The 1854-nt window shown below is 66.3% G+C and carries 2 protein-coding genes; both read left to right on the top strand.

Features of this window, described 5'->3' with window-relative positions:
* Window positions 1-1285 (top strand): cytochrome P450 (locus ACFWPJ_RS31775; RefSeq protein WP_378857067.1); only part of this gene is annotated, 1285 nt, incomplete at its 5' end.
* A partial coding sequence (locus tag ACFWPJ_RS31770; protein WP_378857065.1) for a class I SAM-dependent methyltransferase occupies window positions 1254-1854 on the top strand: 601 nt, incomplete at its 3' end. The genes ACFWPJ_RS31775 and ACFWPJ_RS31770, both read left to right, overlap by 32 nt.

Below are 1854 nucleotides of genomic sequence, written 5' to 3'. Positions count from 1 at the left end.
CCGCGATGTTTCGTCGTTCGGCGCCCCCGGTCCTGCGGAACTGCCCGAATTCAGCCCGGCCGAAGGATGCAACAAGATGTCGACGAACGAACTCGGGGGCTCTGTCTACGCGTTGCCGACACAGCGCCCGCACGGTTGCCCCTTCGCGGTGCCTGCCGATCTGCGCGAGTTGCAGCGCACCGAACCCATTTCCAGGATGACCTTCCCGGACGGGCATCAGGGCTGGCTGGTCGCGAATCACGAACTGGCGCGTCGAGTGCTGACCGATCCGGCGTTCAGCTCGCGCCCTGAACTGCAACATGTCCCGCTGGCACCACCTGGCGCGGCCCCTGCGCTTCCCCCGGCGCTTCCCGGCCAGCTGTCGAGTCTCGACCCGCCCGAACACAGCCGATACCGGCGGATCTTGTCGGCGCTGTGCACACGTCAGCGAATGGAGGCACTGCGTCCCGCCGTGCGACGGCTCGTGACCGAGCGCGTCGACGGGATGCTGGCCGAGCGTGCGGGAACCGCGGACCTCGCAGCGGCATTGGCCCATCCGATCGCCTTCGGCACCATCGCGACGCTCCTCGGCATACCCGCGGACGAACGCCGGTTCACGAGCCCGTCCGAAATCGAGGACCTCGGCCCTGAAGACGCCATCGGTATCTACCTGGACACCATCCGCTATCTGGAAGATCTGGTGCGACGCCGGCGCGTTGAGCGCTCCGACGACCTGTTGGGCCGGTTGGCTCAGTCGGGTGAACTCGGCGACGCGGAACTGGCGAACATCGGGATGATGCTGATCATCGGTGGTACCGAGACCTCTGCCAACATGATGCTGTCAGCGGTGATGGTGCTGCTGGAGAATCCGGCCACACTGCTCGCGTACCGCGAGGCACGAAGGGCAGGTGGCGCGGCGATCGACGAGTTGGTGCGCTACCTCAGCGTCTCGCAGGTGGTGATGCCCCCGCGTACCGCGACCACCGACGTCGAGCTGGCCGGCGTGGCGATTCGCGCTGGTGAGACGGTCGCTGTGTCGCTACTCGCCGCGAATCGCGACCCGGCGGCGTTCCACGACCCGGATGTGCTGGATTTTCGTCGCGGCGACGTGGCAGGCCACCTGGGGTTCGGTTACGGGATACACCGCTGTCTCGGTTCGCATCTCGCGCGCATCGAGTTGGACGAGTTCCTGGACGTCCTGTTCGACCGTCTGCCCGGCCTCGCCCTGGTCGAGGCCCCGGCCGACATCGAGATGCGTGAGGAGGAGTTCATCTATGGACCGCGGTCACTCGTCGTTCGCTGGTGAACCGGCCCCCGGCCAGGACCGCCGACCGGTCGGACCCAGCCGGACCGCGATCGGCGCGGCGGTCGCCCGTGCGGTGCATCAGGTCGTGGACGGGGCCAGGGTGTTCACCGATCCCCTGGCGCTGGCTGTGCTCGGCATGTCGGAGCACGACTTCGCGGACCGTCAGCGCATCGAAACGCTGTTTCCCACCGATGCGCGGCTGTTCATCGCCGGTCGCCAGCGGTTCGCGGAGGACGCGCTGAAAGATGCGGTTTCGTCCGGCACAGCGCAGGTTGTCCTGCTCGGGGCGGGAATCGACACGTTGGCGTACCGCGCCGATTTGCCGGATTGTACGATTTGGGAACTGGATCAGCCGCCTACGCAGCAGTGGAAACGCCGGCGACTGGCTGCCGCTGGAATCGCGGAACCCGACAATGTACGGTTCGCGCCGATAGATTTCGCGACGGATTCACTCCACGACGTACTGAGCTCGGCTGGTTTCGATAGACACGCTCCGGCGTTTTATATGTGGCTCGGGGTCGTGCCCTATTTGACCCTGGGTTCGGTTCGGGCGACCTTGCAGTACATCG

It is taken from the genome of Nocardia sp. NPDC058497, from assembly GCF_042720195.1.
Taxonomy (GTDB): Bacteria; Actinomycetota; Actinomycetes; order Mycobacteriales; family Mycobacteriaceae; genus Nocardia.
The sequence above is the reverse complement of the archived record's forward strand: the minus strand, read 5'-3'. Positions and strand labels throughout refer to the sequence as shown.